The 16,099-nt window shown below is 63.1% G+C and carries 15 protein-coding genes; 9 read left to right on the top strand and 6 right to left on the bottom strand.

Features of this window, described 5'->3' with window-relative positions; genetic code table 11:
• Positions 1–252: 252 nt before the first annotated feature.
• From OIS53_RS07095 to OIS53_RS07055, 9 genes are all read left to right on the top strand, one after another.
• A complete protein-coding gene (locus OIS53_RS07095) occupies positions 253–1,668 on the top strand; it encodes an anthranilate synthase component I family protein (protein WP_264681702.1) in 1,416 nt (471 codons plus the stop codon).
• Positions 1,669–1,764: 96 nt separating this feature from the next.
• Positions 1,765–2,337, top strand: a complete 573-nt coding sequence (locus tag OIS53_RS07090) for an anthranilate synthase component II (RefSeq protein ID WP_264681701.1) — start codon at positions 1,765–1,767, stop codon at positions 2,335–2,337.
• Between the two features lie 217 nt (positions 2,338–2,554).
• The gene (gene trpD, locus OIS53_RS07085; protein ID WP_264681700.1) at positions 2,555–3,556 is read left to right on the top strand and encodes an anthranilate phosphoribosyltransferase; all 1,002 of its coding nucleotides are present in this window, start codon (positions 2,555–2,557) and stop codon (positions 3,554–3,556) included.
• Positions 3,557–3,696: 140 nt separating this feature from the next.
• On the top strand, positions 3,697–4,509 hold the full coding sequence (gene trpC, locus OIS53_RS07080) for an indole-3-glycerol phosphate synthase TrpC (RefSeq protein WP_264681699.1): 813 nt from the start codon (positions 3,697–3,699) through the stop codon (positions 4,507–4,509).
• Positions 4,510–4,692: 183 nt separating this feature from the next.
• Complete coding sequence (locus OIS53_RS07075) at positions 4,693–5,328, top strand: phosphoribosylanthranilate isomerase (RefSeq protein ID WP_264681698.1); 636 nt, start codon at positions 4,693–4,695, stop codon at positions 5,326–5,328.
• Between the two features lie 103 nt (positions 5,329–5,431).
• Entirely contained in the window at positions 5,432–6,622 is a 1,191-nt protein-coding gene (gene trpB, locus OIS53_RS07070) for a tryptophan synthase subunit beta (RefSeq protein WP_264681697.1), read from the top strand.
• A gap of 109 nt (positions 6,623–6,731) precedes the next feature.
• A complete protein-coding gene (gene trpA / locus OIS53_RS07065) occupies positions 6,732–7,511 on the top strand; it encodes a tryptophan synthase subunit alpha (RefSeq protein WP_264681696.1) in 780 nt (259 codons plus the stop codon).
• Between the two features lie 100 nt (positions 7,512–7,611).
• Positions 7,612–8,628, top strand: a complete 1,017-nt coding sequence (aroF, locus tag OIS53_RS07060; protein WP_264681695.1) for a 3-deoxy-7-phosphoheptulonate synthase — start codon at positions 7,612–7,614, stop codon at positions 8,626–8,628.
• Between the two features lie 301 nt (positions 8,629–8,929).
• On the top strand, positions 8,930–9,664 hold the full coding sequence (locus OIS53_RS07055; RefSeq protein WP_264681694.1) for a phenylalanine 4-monooxygenase: 735 nt from the start codon (positions 8,930–8,932) through the stop codon (positions 9,662–9,664).
• Positions 9,665–9,930: 266 nt separating this feature from the next.
• On the opposite strand, the gene OIS53_RS07050 is transcribed toward OIS53_RS07055, so the two are convergent.
• The 6 genes from OIS53_RS07050 to OIS53_RS07025 all read right to left on the bottom strand — a co-directional run bounded on the left by OIS53_RS07050 (position 9,931) and on the right by OIS53_RS07025 (position 16,000).
• Positions 9,931–10,416 (bottom strand): Mpo1 family 2-hydroxy fatty acid dioxygenase, encoded by a 486-nt coding sequence (locus OIS53_RS07050; RefSeq protein ID WP_264682314.1) that lies wholly within the window; start codon positions 10,414–10,416, stop codon positions 9,931–9,933.
• Between the two features lie 216 nt (positions 10,417–10,632).
• Positions 10,633–11,496, bottom strand: coding sequence for a dienelactone hydrolase family protein (locus tag OIS53_RS07045; RefSeq protein ID WP_264681693.1), 864 nt, complete (start codon positions 11,494–11,496; stop codon positions 10,633–10,635).
• Between the two features lie 115 nt (positions 11,497–11,611).
• On the bottom strand, positions 11,612–12,931 hold the full coding sequence (locus OIS53_RS07040) for an ABC1 kinase family protein (protein ID WP_264681692.1): 1,320 nt from the start codon (positions 12,929–12,931) through the stop codon (positions 11,612–11,614).
• Between the two features lie 182 nt (positions 12,932–13,113).
• On the bottom strand, positions 13,114–13,767 hold the full coding sequence (locus OIS53_RS07035) for a TetR/AcrR family transcriptional regulator (RefSeq protein WP_264681691.1): 654 nt from the start codon (positions 13,765–13,767) through the stop codon (positions 13,114–13,116).
• Positions 13,768–13,862: 95 nt separating this feature from the next.
• On the bottom strand, positions 13,863–15,182 hold the full coding sequence (locus tag OIS53_RS07030) for a cryptochrome/photolyase family protein (protein ID WP_264681690.1): 1,320 nt from the start codon (positions 15,180–15,182) through the stop codon (positions 13,863–13,865).
• 104 nt (positions 15,183–15,286) lie between these two features.
• Positions 15,287–16,000: an SDR family NAD(P)-dependent oxidoreductase gene (locus OIS53_RS07025; RefSeq protein ID WP_264681689.1), complete on the bottom strand. Its 714-nt coding sequence runs from the start codon at positions 15,998–16,000 to the stop codon at positions 15,287–15,289.
• Positions 16,001–16,099: the final 99 nt, after the last annotated feature.

Genomic DNA, 16,099 nt, shown 5'->3' with positions numbered 1-16,099 from the left:
GGTTGGTCTGCTTGCGTGCTACCAAAGCTGGGTTACATTTGCAGCGTTCAACGCCCAATTGTTATTTCCGGCAATGACCTTTTCAACAGCTCAGCAAGCATGGTGGTGGCCCTACGGAGAATCCGGACGGGACAACCTGTGCGTGCAGTAAGGCTAGTTGAACAACCTCCTTCGCAACCGCTCTACAGAAAGCCCGGCCGCCCCGCCGGGCTTTTTTCGTGGCCCGGCCCCAGCTTGCCTCACTTGCCCGCCATGAAACACGTTCAGCTCTCTACCCGCCACCTTCGCGTGTTGGCCGACACGGTAACGCCCGTGGGCCTGTACCTGCGCCTGCGCGACCGGTACCCCAACTGCCTGCTGCTGGAAAGCTCCGACTACCACGGCCAGCAAAATGCCTTCAGCTACCTGGCCTTCGACCCGCTGGCCCGCTTCGAGCTGCGCGGCCGGGAGCTGACCCTTACTTTTCCCGACGACACTACCCAAACCGAAACGCTAACCGACCCGCGGCAGGCCCTCGCCCGGCTCCAGGAGTTTGCTGCCTGCTTCCAGACCGAAGACACCGGCCACGACTTCATCACGGGCGGACTGTTTGGCTACCTAGGGTACGAGGCCGTGCAGTACTTCGAGGACCTGACGCTGAGCGCCGAGAAGCAGCCAGCGGGGCAGATTCCGGATATCGTGTACAGCACCTACCGCTACGTCATTGCCGTCAACCACTTCCGCAACGAGCTGCACGTGTTTGAGCACACCGTGGCTGGCGACGAAGTGGACGAAGATGGGCTGACGCGGCTGGTAAACCTGATTCGCAACCCCAGCCTGCCCGACTTTAAGTTCCGGACCGTAGGGGAGGAGCAGACCAACCAAACCGACGAAGAATTCTTGAAGGTACTGGCCCAGGGCCAGCAGCACTGCCGCCGCGGCGACGTATTCCAGATTGTGCTGTCCCGGCGGTTTCAGCAAGGATTCTCGGGCGACGAGTTCAACGTGTACCGGGCTCTGCGCTCCATCAATCCTTCGCCCTACCTGTTTTACTTCGATTACGGCTCGTTTAAAATCTTCGGGTCTTCGCCCGAAACGCAGCTGCTCATCAAGGGCCGTGAGGCCAGCCTGTTTCCCATAGCCGGTACCTTCCGCCGCACCGGCCACGACGCCGAAGACGCCGCTCTGGCCCAACAGCTGGCCGACGACCCCAAGGAAAATGCCGAGCACGTAATGCTGGTGGATTTGGCCCGCAACGACTTGGCCCGCCACGGCGACCAGGTGCGGGTGAAAACCTTCCGCGAAATTCAGTACTACTCCCACGTCATTCACCTGGTGAGCGAGGTGAATGCCACCCTGGCCCCCACAGCCAGCCCGCTGCAAGTGGTGGCCGACACCTTCCCGGCCGGTACGCTCTCCGGGGCGCCCAAGCACCGCGCCATGCAGCTCATCGACGAGCTGGAGCCCACGGCCCGCGGCTACTACGGCGGCGCCATTGGCCACCTGGGCTTCCAGGGCGACTTCAACCACGCCATCATGATTCGCTCCTTCCTGAGCACGGCCAGCCAGCTCTACTTCCAGGCCGGCGCCGGCGTCGTGGCCGCCTCCGACATCCACTCCGAACTCAACGAAGTGCACCACAAACTAGCCGCCCTGCGCAAGGCGTTGAAGGAGGCGGAGGGGGTATAGCGGCGCGGAGTTCCCAGGCCTTCAGCCCTGGGAACTCCGCGCCTCCGCACCGCCTCGCAAAAACCTAAGACCCTAAGTCCCCAAGCCCCTAAAGAAATGTCCATCCTCGTCCTCGATAACTACGACTCGTTCACCTACAACCTGGTGCAGGTGCTGCGGGAGCTGGGCCACACGGACAACGTCACGGTGATTCGCAACGATAAGCTGGCCGTGGCCAACGTGGCTGCCTATGACGCTGTGCTCCTGTCGCCGGGCCCCGGCGTGCCCTCGGAAGCTGGCCTGATGCCGGAAATTATCCGGCACTATGCGCCCACCAAGCGCATCTTGGGCGTGTGCCTGGGCCACCAGGGCTTGGCCGAAAACTTCGGCGGGGAGCTGTATAACCTGCCGGCCGTGGTGCACGGCGTGGCCACGCAGGCCGAAGTGGTAGCCGACGACCGGCTGTTTGCGGGCCTGCCTAAGACCTTCCGCGTCGGGCGCTACCACTCCTGGAGCGTGCAGCCCGAGTCGGTGCCGGCGGAGCTGGAAGTAACCGCCGTGGACGCCGACGGGCAGGTGATGGCCCTGCGTCACCGCCACTACGACGTGCGCGGCGTGCAGTTCCACCCCGAGTCCATCCTCACCGAGCACGGCCACCAGATGCTGCGCAATTGGTTGGAGCAGGTATGAAGACCCTCATGCCGAACGGAAAGAACGGTCATGCTCTATCTGGTGGCCGCTTGCCGAACCGCAGGAAGGCGAAGCCAAGCATCTCTCCTGCTCCGTCCTCGCAATTGAGTTAGCCAGAGCTAGAGAGATGCTTCGCGGGATTCAGCATGACGGCCCTTTCCTCTTCCAACATCATCAGCGAAATCAGTTAAAAATCAGTTTAATCTGCGATTCTATTTTGAAACAGATTCTGAACCAGCTATTTGAACAGCAGCTGCTCACCCATGCTGAGGCGCGCGAAGCCATGCTGCGCATCGGCCAGGGCGAGGCCAACGCGGCGGAAATGGCGGCGTTTATGGCCGTGTACCGCCTGCGGCCCATTTCGGTGCCGGAACTGGCGGGCTTCCGCGAGGCTCTGCTGAGCCTGAGCCGCGACCCGGAGCTGGGCACCCACGACACCGTGGACATTGTGGGTACGGGCGGCGACGGCAAAGACACGCTCAACATCAGTACTCTGGCCTGCTTCGTGGTGGCGGGGGCGGGCTACAAGGTGACCAAGCACGGCAATATCGGGGTGTCGTCGGTGTGCGGGTCGTCGGATGTGCTGGCCCAGCTGGGCGTAGAGTTTGGGGTCGGCAACGACGTGCTGAAGCGGCAGCTGGAGCGGGCGGGCATCTGCTTTCTGCACGCGCCGGCCTTTCACCCGGCCATGCGCCACGCCGGGCCGGTGCGCCGGGAGCTGGGCGTGCGCACGTTCTTCAACATTCTGGGGCCGCTGGTGAATCCGGCCCGGCCCCGCTTCCAGGTGGCCGGCACGTTCAGCCTGGAGCTGCTGCGCATTTACCACTACCTGTTGCAGCAAACCAACACCTGCTACGCCGTGGTACACGCCCTCGACGGCTACGACGAACTTTCCCTCACGGCCACTGCCAAGCTGGCCACGCCCCAGGGCGAGCGGGTGGTGTCGGCGGCCGACTTTGGCTTGGCTTCCACCCGGCCCGAGGAGCTAGCCGGGGGCCGCACCCCGCAGGAGTCGGCGCGGCTGTTTGTGGACGTGCTGGAGGGCCGCGGCACTCGCGCCCAGCGCGACGTGGTGACGGCCAACGCCGCCCTGGCCATCGGCTGCCTGGAGCCCGAGTTCAGCTTCACCGACAGCCTGGCCGCCGCCCGGGAGTCCCTGGACTCGGGCCGGGCCCGGCAGGCGCTGCGGGAGCTGGTTTCTTTGAGCTGTAAGCTGTAAGCTTCAAGCTGCAAGCTTTTGGTTTACAACTCTGCCGACACCTGCTGCCCTGCGCAACATTCCTTGTCTAATCCTCCAAACCTTTCAACTAAGTAGCTGAACCCAGGCTTGCAGCTTGTGGCTTACAGCTCAATAAAAAAATGACCATTCTCGATAAAATCATTCAACATAAGCGCCAGGAAGTGGCCACGCGGCGTGAGCTGGTGCCGGTGAAGCTGCTGGAGCAAAGCCTCTACATGCCGGCCCAGCCGCTCAGCCTGCGCCGCTACCTGCTGCGCGACGACCTCAGCGGCATCATTGCCGAGTTCAAGCGCCGCTCACCCAGCAAGGGCATCATCAACCAGCACGCCCCGGTGGAGCGCACCACCCTGGGCTACATGCAGGCCGGGGCCTCGGCCCTGTCGGTGCTGACGGACGCGGAGTTTTTCGGGGGCCGCAACGAGGACCTGACCGTGGCCAGGCGCTTCAACTTCTGCCCTATTCTGCGCAAGGATTTTGTGGTGGATGAGTACCAGATTATCGAAGCCAAGAGCATCGGGGCCGATGCCGTGCTGCTGATTGCGGCGGTGCTGACGGCCGAGGAGGTGCTGGGCCTGGGCCGCCTGGCCCGGAGCCTGGGCCTGGAGGTGTTGCTCGAAATCCATAACGCCGAGGAGCTAGACCGCACCCTGCACCCCGACGCCGCGAGCCTGGTGGGCGTCAACAACCGCAACCTGCACGACTTCACCGTTAGCCTCGACACGTCGGGCGAGCTGGCCCAGCGCATCCCTGGCGAGTTTGTGAAAGTGACGGAAAGCGGCCTGAGCACCGCCGCCGACATCGAGCAGCTGCGCGCCGTGGGCTACCGGGGCTTCCTCATCGGCGAAACCTTCATGCGCCACTCCCGCCCCGAAAAAGCCTGCGCCGCTCTGGTGCAGCAGCTCCGCGCTACCGAGGCCGTGACGTTGCTGTAGCCAAGACTCGCTAGCTCTAGTCGCCTCACCCCCTAGCCCCCTCTCCGAAAGTGGAGAGGGGGGACTAGCCTAAAAAGTTAAAATCTAGTTCTACTAGCTCTAGCAGCTTCTAACTCTAATTCCCCTCTTCTTTTTCGGAGAGGGGGCTAGGGGGTGAGGCGACTAGAGCTAAACCTTAACCCAATGCCACCTCAACCCCTGCTCAAAGTCTGCGGTATGGCGCGGGCCGACAACCTGGCGGCCGTTGTGGCGCTGCGGCCCGATTTTCTGGGGTTTATCTTCTACCCGAAATCCGGCCGCTATATGGGCCGCACGCTGAGCCCGGCGGCGCTGGCGCAGGTGCCCCCCGCCATTCGGAAAGTAGGCGTGTTTGTGGATGCGCCGGTGGACGAGGTACTGGCACGGGTGGCGGAGTTTGGGCTGAACCTGGTGCAGCTGCACGGCGCCGAATCGCCCGCCACCTGCGCGGCGCTTCGGGCAGTGGGGGTGGCGGTGGTTAAGGCGTTTTCGGTGGGGGAGACGTTCGACCTGGCCCGGCTGACGCCCTACCTGGGTAACGTCGATTATTTTCTCTTCGACACCCAGGGCAGGCAGCCGGGCGGCAACGGCACGGCCTTCGACTGGGGCCTGCTGGCCGGCTATAACCTACCGGTGCCCTACTTCCTGGCCGGCGGCCTCGACCTGACCCACGCCGCGGCGCTGCGGAACCTGCGGCTGCCGGGTTTGTTTGCCCTGGACCTGAACAGCCGCTTTGAAACCGCGCCCGGCGTGAAAGACACGGAGCGGCTGCGGCAGTTTTTTACTGAATTGAGAACCTGATGCCTTTCTCGCTGAGGTTCGCAGAGGCTTCCGCAGAGGTGCGCGGAGGTCGGCTACTGCGAACCTCAGCGCCACCACTGCGAACCTCTGCGAGAAACCAACTATGACTTACCAACAACCCACGGAGCGCGGCTACTACGGCCCTTTCGGCGGCGCGTTCATCCCCGAAATGCTCTATCCCAACGTGGAGGAGCTGCGCCAAAACTACCTCACCATTCTGCATAGCCCCGACTTCCAGCAGGAATACCAGCAGCTCCTGCGCGACTACGTAGGGCGGCCCACGCCGCTATTCGAGGCTAAGCGCCTGTCGGAGAAGTACAACACCCGCATCTTCCTGAAGCGCGAGGACCTGTGCCACACCGGCGCCCACAAGGTCAACAACACGGTGGGGCAGATTCTACTGGCCCGCCGCCTGGGCAAGACGCGCATCATTGCTGAAACCGGCGCCGGACAGCACGGCGTAGCCACGGCCACCGTGTGCGCCCTCATGGGCATGCAGTGCATTGTGTACATGGGCGAGGTGGACATGGACCGCCAGAAGCCTAACGTGTACCGCATGCGCCTGCTCGGGGCCGAGGTGCGCGCCGCTACCAGCGGCAGCCGCACCCTCAAAGACGCCACCAACGAAGCCATCCGGGACTGGATCAGCAACCCCGTTGATACGCACTACATTATCGGCTCGGTGGTGGGCCCGCACCCGTACCCCGATCTGGTAGCCCGCCTGCAAGCCGTGATTAGCGAGGAAATGCGCCGGCAGCTGCTGGAGAAAACCGGCTCCGAGCTGCCGCAGTACGTGGTGGCCTGCGTGGGCGGGGGCTCCAACGCGGCCGGGGCCTTCTATCATTTCCTGGAAGAGCCCAGCGTGCAGCTGGTAGCTGTGGAGGCGGCCGGGCACGGCGTTTCGTCGGGGCACTCGGCGGCGACGTCGGTGCTGGGCAAGCCGGGCATCATCCACGGCTCCCGCACCTTGCTCATGCAGGACGAAGACGGGCAGATTACCGAGCCCTACTCCATTTCAGCCGGCCTCGACTACCCCGGCATCGGGCCCCTGCACGCGTTTTTGGCCGACTCCGGCCGGGCGCGGTTTATCAGCATTGAGGATGAACAGGCCCTGCGCGCCGTGGCCGAGTGCAGCCGGTTGGAGGGCATTATTCCGGCCCTGGAAACCGCCCACGCCCTGGCCGCCCTGGACCAGCTCGGCGCCGGCCCCGACGATGTAGTGGTGGTGAACCTCTCCGGCCGCGGAGACAAAGACCTGGAAACCTACCTCAAGTACGCCGAAAAGCTTCAGTAACATTTCTCGCAGTGTTTCGCAGGGTTAGCGCAGTGTTTCGCAGTGTGCTGACGTCTGAACACTGCGAAACACTGCGCCATCCTCTGCGAAACACTGCGAGAAATCAGAAATGAACCGAATTCAAGAAGCCTTCCTGCGCAAGCCCAACGGTCTGCTCAACATCTACTTCACGGCCGGCTACCCGCGCCTGCACGACACGGTACCGCTCATCCAGGCCTTGACCCAAGCCGGCGCCGACCTCATCGAAATCGGAATGCCGTTTTCGGACCCGCTGGCCGACGGCCCCGTGATTCAGCAGAGCAGCACCGCGGCCCTGCGCAACGGCATGAACCTGCGGGTGCTGTTCGGGCAGCTCCAGGACGTGCGCCAGCTCGTGCCCGACACGCCCATCCTGCTCATGGGCTACCTCAACCCGGTGCTGCAGTTCGGCATGGAAAACTTCTGCTGCCAGGCTGCCGCCGCCGGTGTGGATGGCGTCATTCTGCCCGATTTGCCACTGGATGACTACGTGGCCGAGTACCAGGAGGTCTTTCAGCGCCACGGCTTGAAGCCGGTGTTTCTCATCACGCCCCAAACTGCCCCGGAGCGTATTCGCCGCATCGACGAGCTGACCGATTCGTTTCTCTATCTCGTGTCGGGACCCGGCACCACGGGCGGGGCTAATACCCAAGCCGAGGGCGTGCAAGAGGCCTACTTCCAGCGCATCGAGGCCATGAACCTGCGCAACCCCCGCCTCATCGGCTTCGGCATCTCCGACAAAGCCTCTTTCCAGCGGGCCTGCCAGCACGCCGAGGGCGCCATCATCGGCTCCGCCTTGATTCGGGCCTTGGATGGCGCCGATGACGCGCCGGCCGCCGCAGCGCGCTTTGTTTCTTCTATCGTTCAATAAAATTTCCCGCAGAGGACGCAGAGGGTTGCGCAGAGGGTGCTGAACGTTCTGCGACTTCTGCGTCAACCTCTGCGCCCTCTGTGGGAACCTACGCCAGCACATGATCATCCACCTCGACCCCGGCATTCAGAAAAACGCCAAGCAGGACATCGAAGCCCGCATTAAGGCCCTGAAATACAAGACCACCGAAGTTAAAACCCAGCGTGCCCACTACCTCGTGGCCATCGGCAAGGCCGACGTAGATTTGCGCACCATCGGCCAGCTGCCCGGCATTCTGGACATCCATCAGGTGTCGGACGACTACCAGCTCGTCAGCCGCAAGTGGCGGGTGCGGCCCACCGTGCTCGACCTCGGCGATGGGGTGCGCATCGGGGAAGGCTCACTCACGCTGGCCGCCGGCCCGTGCAGCATCGAGAGCGAGCAGCAGATGGAAAGCGTCATGCAGCACCTGCTGGACAACGACGTGCGCATCATGCGCGGGGGCGTGTTCAAGCCCCGGTCGTCGCCGTACTCGTTTCGGGGGCTGGGCATGGAGGGGCTGAAGCTGTTCCATCAGATGGCCCGGCAGCGCGGCATCAAAATCGTGACCGAGGTCATGCAGGTGTCGCAGGTAGAGGAGATGCACGACTACGTGGACGTGTTTCAGGTAGGCGCCCGCAACACCCAGAACTTCAACCTGCTCGATGCTCTGGGCGGCGTAGACAAGCCCGTGCTTATTAAGCGCGGCATCTCGGGCACGATTGAGGAGCTGCTGTCGTCGGCGGAGTACGTGTTTTCGGGTGGCAATGAGAAGCTGATTCTCTGCGAGCGGGGCATCCGCACGTTTGAAACCGCCTCGCGCAACACCCTGGACCTGAACGCCGTGCCCATCCTGAAGGAGAAAACCCACCTGCCCGTCATCGTGGACCCCTCGCACGGCATCGGCATCCGCGACTACGTGCCCAGCATGGCCCTGGCCGCCGTCGTGGCCGGGGCCGACGGCATCATCTACGAGGCCCACGAGAAGCCCGAAGAAGCCGCTTCCGACGGCCAGCAGACCCTGAACTTCCAGGAATCGGCGCGGCTGATTCGCAACCTGCGGCGGGTGTACGAGCTGCGGCAGGAACTGGAAGTGTAGCACAAGCTTTAGCTTGTGCCATAGGCCGGTTGTGCTGTACACAGCACGTTCCGTAGCAGGTGAGAAAAAAAACTTACCGCAGAGGCGTACAACTTATTCCCTGATTCTTCTATATTTGCCTTCAGTATGTTGAACCTGACCGCCAAATGCTTCGCCCTAACCATTAATCGTCCTGTGTGGGACGGGGTCGGGCTGCTTTGCCGGTACGGAAGCTAGAAGCGCAACATGCATCTTCATCTTCGAGAAACCACACAGAAGCCCGACTCCGCAAGGAGCCGGGCTTTTTTTCTGCCCTACTACTATGGTACAGCAACACTACGACCGGTACACGGCCCAGGACCAGCTGGTCTGGAAAGTATTGTTTGACCGCCAAACGGCCCTGCTGCATAAGCGCGCCTGCACGGCCTTCACGCGCGGCCTGCAGCGTATGGGCTTTCACCGCAATGCCATTCCCAGCTTTGAGGAGGTAAGTGAGCGGCTGGGCCAGAGCACGGGCTGGACGGTGGTTCCCGTGGCCGGCATGGTGAATGATGCAACGTTTTTTGCCCTGCTGGCCGAGCGGAAGTTTCCGGCTACCGTGTGGCTGCGCAGTATGCAGCAGTTCGACTTCATCGACGAGCCCGACCTGTTCCACGACGTGTTCGGGCACGTGCCCCTGCTCACCGATGCCGCCTACGCCAACTTCCTGCAGTTTTTGGGGCACGTGGCGCGCCGCCACCAGCACGATGCCGTGGCCTTGCAGCGCCTGCGGGCCCTGTACTGGTTTACGGTGGAGTTTGGACTGGTGCTCGAAGACGACCAGCCCCGCATCTACGGTGCCGGCCTGCTGTCGTCGGCGGGCGAGGTGCACCACTGCGTCCACGACGAAACCACCCGCCACTCGTTCGACCTGGCTACCGTGCTGCACCAGGAGTTTACGGAGCTGCGGTTTCAGGAGCAGTATTTCGTGCTGCCCTCCTGGGACCAGCTCACCGAGAGCATAGCCGAATTGTCGGCCCTGCTGGCTGCTGATTGGCAGCTGAAGCCAGTGGAGTAACACCAGCACAACAAACCAGGGCGTGGAAACCAGCTTCGTGAGCGGGGTGGCGGCCGTGAGGCAGTAGGTGGGGGTGGGATACCAACTGCCGCTTTCACGGGCGCACCCCGGTGCCGCGGCGGCCTGCGAGGCGGTTTCTGCGCCACTGGCTTGTTTGAATTGGCGGGCTGCGCTGACCGAGGCAGGTCGGCTCGCCAACCAAAAGAGGCCTGGGTTCTAGGGCATACGCCATTAGAACCCAGGCCTTCTTCTGTGGTGGCGGGCTTTTAATATTTCCACCCCAGGCGGCGGTAGATGAAGTGCAGAAGCCAGAGCGGGCCGATGAGCAGAAACTGGAGGTCTTTCAGAAAAGAAGGCTTTTTGCCTTCAACTTTGTGGCCCCAGAACTGCCCCACCCAGGCCAGCACGAACACCAGCAGGCACACGGCCCACAGCGGCAGGGCGGCGCCGGCCTCCACTACGCGCAGGGCCGCCGCCATCAGCAGCCACACCAGCACCATTCCCACCGAAAGCCGCACCGATAGGCGCAGGTAGTACACCACGGCCAGCACCATTACCGCCGTGGCCAGATTCAGCCAGGGACTGATGCTGCGCAGGGTGGCCGGCATCGGCACCGACCACAGCAGGCCCAGCAGCGAAAACATAATCAGCGGCACGCACACCCAGTGTACCAGCTTGTTGGTCGGGTTCTGGTGGCTTTCACCGTACTCATCGAGCAGGTGCTGAACTGGAGAGGTGGCGGCAGGTTGCATCACAGCTTGTGCTTAGTAAGTTGATTTCACAGATTCACGGCCATGGTTTCTGGCCGCGGGCCGCGGCCAGGTACGGCAGCGCCCCTGCATAAGCTAAGAAATCAGCTAGAAGAAAGCACACCCTGACCGGTAAAAAAAGCGGCCCGTACATTACGAGCCGCTTTTTTATGGCGTCAGAATCAGCGTAATCAAAAACACAGCGCCAATTCGTGCTGCCTACTTCAGCTTTAGATTCTTCTTGATATAGGCTACCGACGCGGCGTGGGCGTCTTCGGCGAAAGGCTTGTTGTACTTGGGGTTGGACGGGTTGGCGAAGGCGTGGTCGGCGTCGTAGGTTTTGACGGTGAGGTCTTTTTTGGCGGCGGCCATGTCCTTTTTGAACTGGTCGACTACCTGCTGGTTGATCCACTTATCCTGTTGGGCGAAGATGAACAGCACGTCGGTGTTCAGGGTTTTGAGTTTGGCCACGTCCTTCTCAGGCATCCCGTAATACATCACGCAGGCCTTGGCTTTGGGGCCGGCCAGCAGGGCTGCTTGTAGGCTCCAGCCGCCCCCGAAGCACCACCCGATGCTGGCAAACTGGGCATCGGGGCCGGCGTAGAGCTGGGCGCCTTTGATGATGGCCTGGGCCCGTTCGGTTTTCACCGCCTGCATGAGCTTGCCAGCTTCGTCAGGAGTAGTGGCTACCTGGCCGTCGTAGAGGTCCAGGGCCAGCACGTTGACGCCGGGCAGCGCTTTGGCCAGGCGGGCGGCTTCCTGCCTGATGTAGTCGTTCAGGCCCCACCATTCATGAATGACCAGCAGGTACTTGTCGGAGCGGATGTTGCTCTTAATTTCAAAGGCTTTGCCGGTTTGCCCGTCGGTGGTGTTGAACTCGACCAGCTGGCCGGGGCCCTGGTAGGTAAAGGGCAGGGGCGCATCGTGGCCGCCGCTGAAGTCTTCGCTGGAGGCCAGCATGGCAAACGCCTCGGTAGCAGTGTGGCCCGCTGCTGGCTTGGTGCAGCAGCTCAGGGTGGTTTGCGCGGTGGCTAAAGTGATGCTGCTCAGCAGAGCGGCACACAGGGTCAGGAGTTTTTTCATAGCGTGTTAAGAAGGGAAGAAAGCAGGGCTAAGCCGACCTACGTGTGTAGCTGCCAGCGTTGCCGGTGGCAGGTGTAACGCGGCCAATGGCCGAAAGTTTGGCTAGTACTTGCCTCTAGGCCGCAGCCGTGCGCACCTCGGCGCCCAGCTCAGTCAGCAGCGCGAACAGGCCCACGTAGGTACGGTTGAGGTAGATGAAGTGCTCGGAGCCGCGCGGCTCCCGCTGCTGGCGCAGCTCGGGCTGCTGCATCAGGTCGTCGCCGAGGGCGTAGAGGGCTTGCAGAAAAGCAGGGTCACCGAAGTTGAACACCGGCTGGCGGAAGGGGCGGCCCACCAGCTCCAGCGAGGCCTGCATGGTGCTCAGGTAAAAGGCGCGGCGGGCGGGTGCATCGTCGGGGCGCAGCACGCCGGCTTCGGTGAGCAGGGCCGTGAGGCGGGCTTCGTCCCGGAGAGTTTCCGGGGCGAGTAGGGCCGTGAAGAGGCGGTGCACATCGGCGGGTATTTCCTTCACGCAGCCAAAATCCAGCACGCCCACCGTGCCGCCGTGCTCGGCGCGCAGCAGGAAATTGCCGGGGTGGGGGTCGGCGTGCACCTGGCGCAGGGTGTGCAGCTGAAACTGGTAGAAGTCCCACAGTGTCTGGCCGAGCTGGTTGCGCACCGGCTGGCTGGGGCTGGTGGCCAGGAACTCGCGCAGGTGCTGGCCCGGCAGCCAGTCCATGGTCAGGATGCGGTTTGCCGAAAGTGCAGGGTAATACTGTGGGAACTCCAGGTGGGGCAGATGGGCGCAGGCCGTGGCTAGCTGCTGGCCGCGGCGCAGCTCCAAGGCGTAGTCGGTTTCTTCGAGCAGGCGAGTTTCTACCTCTGCCAGGTAGGGGCGCACGGTGGCCTCGTCGAGGCCCAGCACGCGCAGGGCCACGGGCTTCACCAGCCGGATGTCGGAACGGATGCTGGCGGCCACGCCGGGGTACTGCACTTTCACGGCCAGAGCCCGACCGTCCTTGCGGGCGAAATGCACCTGTCCGATGCTGGCCGCCTGCCGGGCCGCGGGGTCAAACTCATCGAACACCTCAAACGGCGACTTTCCGAAGGCATCCCGAAACGCCTTACTTACCAGCGGGCCCGACAGCGGCGGAGTCTGGTACTGGGCCTGGGCAAACTGCTCGGCGTAGGCCGCGGGCAGGATGTTCTTTTCCATGGCCAGCATCTGGGCCACTTTCAGCACCGAGCCTTTCATCTCGCTCAGCGCCCCGTACAACTCGGCGGCGTTTTGAGCGTGCAGGTCGGCGGTGGGGCTGTCGGCGCCCACGGCCCGCTTGGCGTAGTGCTTCACGTAGTTGGCGCCCACGCTCAGGCCCGTTTTGGCGAAACGAGCCGCCCGCGCCACTTTGGTGGTTGGCAAAGAGTCGAGCGGGGTACTAGAAGGGGAATCGGACATGGAAAGACTGTGGAGACGCACAGTTGCGTCTCGTCGTTGAACAACCGGCTGTGAACAAGCCTCGTGCAGGCGGTGCGGATGAGGAAACGCCGAGGGGCGCGTCTTTATACATCTATCAGCAACTTTTCAGAGCAACCTCCCACCCAGGGCGAAGGTCAAGACGGCACAAGCTAAAGCGTGTGCTACATGCGGCGGCTCTGCACCAGGAAGCGCACAAAGTCAGTGGCCGAATCCAGCGTGTTGCGGCCCACCAGGTCGAAGCTGAGGGTCACGGCTTTTTCCACGGCAGCATCGGTACGCTCAAAGTTCACGGATTCGTCGCGGGCAAAGAAGCCGAGCACAAACAGCAGCTGCTGCCAGAAAAAGCGCGGGTAGCTGTTCTGGAGCAGGGGCCGGGTAGCTACCTCCCCGCTTTGGCGGCCGGCCCGCAGAATTTCCGTTACAAACTCCTCGAATTCCTGGCGCAGCCCGTCGAGCACGCGGGGCGTGAGGCCGGGCATGCGGTGCAGGGAGCGGCGCAAGGAGTTCAGGGCGAAGCTGCGGTTGCGCTTCAGTACTTCCAGCAGGGTGTAGTAGAAGCCCAGCAGCTTTTCACGGGCACCGTACCCGGCCCACACGGGCTCTTTAGAAGCCGTGTCGTAGGCCTGGCGGCCAAAATCAGCCCACAGGTCCCGCTCCAGCACCTCGAAGCTGGCGTAGTAGCGGTAAAACTCCTGCTCCGGCAGGTCGAGCTTTTGGGTAAGCTTGAAGACAGTGGCCGGCGGCGTGCCCTTGCGCAGTACGTAGTCGAGGTAGGCCTGCTTAATGCGCGCCTTCGGGTCGGGTTGGGTTTCCATAACAGTAGAACAGGTGGGTTTCGCGCAGTGTTTCGCAGTGGAAAAGCGCAGTGTCGTTCTGGCGTCAGCACACTGCGAAACACTGCGCGAAAAATCTACTGCGCCGCTCGGTACGCCGCCCGCAGGGTTTCAATGGCCCGGTCCCGCGCAAACTTGTGGTCCACGATGGGCGCCGGGTATGCGCTAGTGCCGTACTCGGGCACCCAGCGCTTCACGTAGGCCAGGTCGGGGTCGTACTGCTCCAGCTGGCTTTGGGGGCTGTACACGCGGAACCACGGCGCGGCCACCACGCCGGTGCCGGCCATCCACTGCCAGTTGCCCACGTTCTGGCTCATGTCGTAGTCCAGCAGCTTGTCGGCGAAGTACCGGTCGCCCAGGCGCCAGTCGGTGAGCAGGTGCTTGACCAAGAAGCCCGCGGCGGCAATCCGGGCCCGGTTGGGCAGGTAGCCGGTTTGGTGTAGCTCCCGCATGCCGGCATCCACCAGCGGGTAGCCCGTGCGGCCCTCGCACCAGGCCCGAAACTCCTCCTCGTTGTTGCGGTAGGGCACGTGGCGCAGGCGCGGCTCAAAGCTTTCGGTGGCCGTGAAGGGGTAGTGCCAGAGCAGCATCATGAAGTAGTCGCGCCAGATCAGCTCGGCCAGCAGCTTAGGGTTCAGCTCACGGGCCTGCCGCATCAGCTCCCGCACGCTCAGCGTCCCGAAGCGCAGGTGCACTGAGCGGCGGGTGCTGCTATCCACGCGGCCAGGGGTGTTGCGGGTTTTGTGGTAGTTGCGCACCAGGCTCTCGGGCGGCAGCTCACTGGCCGGCACTTCCTGCCGAAACTCCTCGAAGCCCATGCCGGCCAGCGTGGGCCGCGGCGCGGCGCCGGGCAGGCGGGCCAGGCGCTCAGCCGTGTACAGGTCGCGGGAAGGGTAGGGGGCCAGGTGCTCGTCGCGCAGGGCCTCCGTCCAGGCTTTGCGGTAGGCTCCGAAGATGCGCTGCGGCTTGCCGTTTTTGCCCAGCAGTTCGTTTTTGGCGAAGATAACCTGGTCTTTGAGGGCCTGAAACGCGGCGCCATGACGCTGGGCCAGAGCTGCCACGGCCGTGTCGCGCTCCGAGGCGTAGGGCTCGTAGTCCTCGTTGGTGTAGATGGCGGCCACTTCGTGCTGGGTCAGCAGCTCCTCAAAGACCTCCAGGGGCCGGCCATAGAAAGCCAGGAACGTGCCGCCGGCCTGCTCCGTCTGCCGGGCCAGGCGCTCCACTTCGTCATAAATAAAGGTTACGCGGGCGTCGCGGCGGCTGGGCAGCAGGTCCAGAATTTCCCGGTCGTAGATAAACAGCGGCACCACCGGGTAGCCGCTTTGCAGGGCCGCCGCCAGGCCGGCGTTGTCGTGCTGGCGCAAATCGCGCCGGTGCCAGAAGAGGGTGAGTTTCATGTGGGTAGAAGTGAGAGAGTGAGACATGAGAAGTGAGACTATCGTACTGATATCAGATCCGCTAAAACGGAAGTCTCACTTCTCACCTCTCACAGTCTAAGGTCTCATTTTAGCCTTCCCATCCCGCCGTCTACGGGCAGCACTTGGCCGGTGATGAAGGAGCTGTGGTCGGAGAGCAGGAAGGTAGCCATGTAGGCCAGGTCCTCGGGCTGTCCGATGCGCTGCAAGGGGTGGCGCTTGGCGCCGGCTTCCATCTTCTCGGGGGTGCTGAGCAGGGGCGCGGCCAGGGGCGTGTTGGTGAGCGAGGGCGCCACGCAGTTGACGCGGATGGCGCTGGCGGCATACTCGGCGGCCAGAGAGCGGGTGAGGCCTTCTACGGCAGCTTTGGCCGTGGCAATGCTAGCGTGGAAGCTCATGCCCGTGTCGGCGGCCACCGTGCTGAACAGCACCACCGAGGCGCCCCCGGCCTTTTTCAGCCGCTTCAGGCTGGCTTGCAGCACCTGCACGGCGCCCAGCACGTTCAGCTCCAGGTCGGCCCGGAAATCCTCTACCGGAATCCGCTCGAAGGGCCGCAGCTTGATGGAGCCGGGGCAGTACACCACGCCGTGCAGCACCTCGGGCAGGCCGTCCAGGGTCGTGCCCAGGGGACGGGTCACGTCCAGCTCAATAAACTGGGTGGGCAGCTCGGCCAGCTCCGGCGAGTGGCGGCGCGAAGCCGTGTACAGGGTAGCGTTGAGCTTATGCAGCAGCCGGGCCGTGGCCAGTCCGATGCCCGACGAGGCCCCCACGAGTAAGATATTTTTGCCTTGGAATTCCATGCAGGAAGGTCAGATAAAAAGGTTTCTACACAACTGAGCCGTGCCGGGAAGGTTTGCGGCAAGCTTTCCCAACAAGGCAATAGTAGCGTTGCTGTTGTG

This window comes from Hymenobacter sp. YIM 151500-1, assembly GCF_025979885.1.
Taxonomy (GTDB): Bacteria; Bacteroidota; Bacteroidia; order Cytophagales; family Hymenobacteraceae; genus Hymenobacter.
The sequence above is the reverse complement of the archived record's forward strand: the minus strand, read 5'-3'. Positions and strand labels throughout refer to the sequence as shown.